Raw genomic sequence first — 3619 nt, forward strand, 5'->3', positions numbered from 1 at the left:
CCCGACGGATTCGTGAGGTTGATAAACCAGGCGTCGGGTGCAACCTCACGCAGCTCGTTGAGCATGTCCAGCACGACGGGGATGGTGCGGACAGCCATGGCAAAGCCGCCTGCGCCGACCGTCTCCTGCCCCAGAACATCCATCGAGAGGGGGATGCGTTCGTCCAGCGTACGCATATGGTCGCCACCCACGCGTATGGCGGCGATGACGAAGGATGCTCCGGTCACGCACTCGCGGAACGTACTGGCGTGCGAGATCTCGACCGTGCTGTTTCTGCCCTTGACGATGGCCGATACGACCTTATCCATGGTGGCGAACCGTTCGTCGTCGGGATCGACCAGTGAGATCTCCGTGAGGCCGAGCCGTTCCTGAAGGTCAAGGAGAGCGCCCACGAGAATCGGGACTCTTGTCCCCCCTCCACCAATGATGCTGACTTTCATCGTTGCCTCCAGTCGGCGCGAACCGGCACACCACGGCGCATCCGCCAGTGTTTTTGTCCAGCGATATGACGGGCGGTCCTTCCCTTCAATGTTCTAGCGGGCCCTCTTCCTTTGTCAAGGAGAGGCTCCGGGTGGTCTACGCTGTTCGGGCGCGTTTGACAGGTTATCCATGACGGCTACGCTCAAAGATGTCAAGAGAGAAGGTGGACAGATGAACTCGGATAATCCAGTAACCAGCAGTCATCGTAAGGGAGCAGGTGCGACAGGAAGGCCGAAATGGTGGTTCAGGCGGGCGAGGACCGGAGCCACTCTGGCTGCGTGCCTGTATGTGATTGTATGGAGCGCACTCCTGGGCAGTTTCGCCGACAACCTGACCATTGGCCAGGAAGTGCTGATGGTGATCGCCATCATCGTCAGCGGCGCTCTGATCTGGGCAGCGGTCCGTGCCCTCATTCTCCAGCAGAGGTTTCTTGCCCGGCAGGAGAGCATGGAAGCACTGGAGGAATCACGGGCGTTCGCCCGCATCCTGATGGACAACCTTCCAGCGGCCATCTGGCTCAAAACGCTCGATCACCGGTATCAGGCGGCGAACCTGATGTGGGCGCAGTACAACCCTGCCAGGCCGACGTGGAATGACAACTCGCTCAGCCATCTGCTGGGGCACACGGACCGGGAGCTGTACGAGCCCGAGCGGGCGACGGAGTTCGAGCAGACGGACAACACCGTTATTGCCACGGGACGCCGCTGGGAGCGTGACTACGACGAGATTCACGGCGACAGCCACATCAAGCTCCACGTGGTCAAGATGCCGGTCTTCGACATCCGTGGCTCTGTCGCCAGCGTGGTCGGCATCGGGTTTGACATCACCGAGATGCGCAGGAACGAACTGGAACTCAAGAAGAGTCGGGAGCAGTTGGATGCGTTCCTGAACAGGTCGTCCGAGCACATCTGCATGGTCAGTCTGGACAGGCATATCATCCTGGCGAATGCCCGCTTGTGCGAGTTCCTTGGCGTGCCTGCACCTTCGCTCGCCGGCCGGGACGTGGTCGATGTTATCGAGCCTGCTGATCGCAGTCGTGGCGTGGCGTTCTTTGACCGGCTGCTGCTCGGAGGACCCGAGTCACTTGAGGTTTTTGACGTCCAGAACGTCTCGGGTTCGGTCCGACAGGTTGAAGTCAGCGGTGCGCTGGTCAGGACGGAAGGGAGTCCTGACATGGTTGTGATCATTGGCCGGGATATCACTGGACGGAAGAGCTCTCACGTAGCGAACTGACCACCCGTCCTCTGGGTTATGCCAGAGCAGCCGCTATCCTGACCTCCCAGGGAGCCAGACTGTCCGTGGATGGCTGCTCCTCTGTGGTGAACAGGGAAATCTGGTCTGACGTGAAGCTGCCCCGTGGGATCGCGACGGTCTGGTCGGACAGGTTAATCGTAATCGTCAGGTGTTCTACTGAGGATCTGCGCGTGAAGCAGAGGCAGGTGTCCGACGGACCGGCAACGATTGACAGATCGCCTGCATTTAACGCGGAATGGTGCGACCTGAACCAGCTGAGCCGTCTCGTGAAGTTCAGCACCGACGTCGGGTCTGCCGACTCTGTACTGTACGACATGGCTGGTGCGCTGACGGGCAGCCACGGGGTTCCCGTGGTGAAGCCGCGGTCGGGTGTCGCATTCCACGGCATCGGCGTGCGTTCGCCGTCCCGGCCGACCGGCAAGGGCCAGTATTTCTTGCCCACAGGGTCCTGAAGGAGTCTCTTCGGGAGCGGCGTGTTTGCAAGCCCCAATTCCTCTCCATTGTAGAGGAACGGGGTCCCCTTGAGCGTAAGAAGGAGTCCTATCATGCTCTTCGTCATCGGCGGTGTGAGATGGTAGCGCGATACCGCACGCACGACGTCATGGTTGCTCAGGACCCAGGCGGGCCAGGCGCCCTCGGGCAGCAGGTCGAGGGTTTGCTGGATGATGTCGCGGAAGTCCTTCGCCCGGAAATGTCGAACGAAGAAGAAGAAATTGAACACCAGGTTCAGCTCACTGTTGCCATCCCCGTAATAGGACAGCACCTGACCCTGCGTGCGCTGTGCGATCTCACCCACCATCATGTGCCCGGGCTTCTCGTCAATGACGCCGCGCATTTCCCGCAGGGCGTCGTGCGTCTCCGGCTGATCCACGGTGTGGTCGTACACCTCGCGCGACATCGGGATGAACAGCGTCTTCGAAGGGTTGCCGGGCATGGGCTGAGCAATGACAAACTCGTGAGAGTTGCCCCGAAGCATGGCGTCCTTGACGTAGTAATTGGCGACGTCGAGACGGAAGCCGTCGACACCCCGGTCCATCCAGAACCGCATGATGTCGTGGATCTCTTCACGAAGCCGGGGGTTGCGCCAGTTCAGGTCCGCCTGTTCCTTGAGGAAGCTGTGCAGGTAAAACTCATAGGTCTGTTCGTTCCATTCCCAGGCCGAGCCTCCGAATGTCGAGCCCCAGTTGTTGGGGGGTCTGCCATTGGCTCCATCGCTCCAGAGGTAGTAGTCGTGGAATGGGTTCTCGCGGGACGTGCGTGCCTGTTTGAACCAGGTGTGCTCGGTCGAACTGTGATTGACGACAAGGTCCATGATGAGGTGAAGACCCCGTGCACAGGCACCGGCCACGAGGCGGTCGAAGTCTTCCATCGTACCATACATGGGGTCAATCGAGCGGTAGTCGCTGATGTCGTATCCGAAATCGCGGTTGGGCGACGGGTAGACGGGCGACAACCACAGGCCCTCGATGCCAAGGGAAGAGGGCGTACCGTCCCGCAGGACGTCCAGCTTGCTGGTCAGACCAGGAAGGTCTCCGATGCCATCGCCGTTGCTGTCCATGAAACTGCGGACATAGCAGTGATAAATGACGCCCCGTTTCCACCAGGGTTGGCTCTGAGCGTCAGTCGCAATCATATTGGTTTTCTGGTGTCACACGGGTGGTGCGACTGAAGCGGGAGGATCGAGAGGCGGCACCGAGAACATCGGAGGCCTCACCTCCTGCCCGAGGCGTGCCTGATACAGCGTAAAACCCGTGTCCGAGAGGAAGGGTTGCCGCAGGACTCCGTTCATGTGGTCAGCCATGCCAGGGGCCATCAGGCCGTGCGACAGCCGAAAGAAGGCTTCCAGAACTTGGAACGACATTTTGGACAGTGCTTCCAGGGGCTG

General features: G+C 60.2%; 4 protein-coding genes. 1 reads left to right on the forward strand and 3 read right to left on the reverse strand.

The window, feature by feature from the left end; translation table 11 throughout:
• A partial coding sequence (locus SMC5_RS00795; protein WP_455423441.1) for a family 4 glycosyl hydrolase occupies window positions 1-440 on the reverse strand: 440 nt, incomplete at its 3' end.
• A gap of 211 nt (window positions 441-651) precedes the next feature.
• Between SMC5_RS00795 and SMC5_RS00800 the strand changes: the two genes are divergently transcribed.
• On the forward strand, window positions 652-1713 hold the full coding sequence (locus SMC5_RS00800) for a PAS domain-containing protein (protein ID WP_165848183.1): 1062 nt from the start codon (window positions 652-654) through the stop codon (window positions 1711-1713).
• Window positions 1714-1729: 16 nt separating this feature from the next.
• On the opposite strand, the gene SMC5_RS00805 is transcribed toward SMC5_RS00800, so the two are convergent.
• Window positions 1730-3367: an alpha-glucosidase gene (locus tag SMC5_RS00805; protein WP_119086777.1), complete on the reverse strand. Its 1638-nt coding sequence runs from the start codon at window positions 3365-3367 to the stop codon at window positions 1730-1732.
• Between the two features lie 15 nt (window positions 3368-3382).
• The coding region (locus SMC5_RS10945; RefSeq protein WP_207798931.1) for a hypothetical protein at window positions 3383-3619 on the reverse strand (237 nt) is incomplete at its 5' end.

The organism is Candidatus Cryosericum odellii (assembly GCF_003570935.1).
In the GTDB taxonomy this organism is placed as follows: domain Bacteria; phylum Caldisericota; class Caldisericia; order Cryosericales; family Cryosericaceae; genus Cryosericum; species Cryosericum odellii.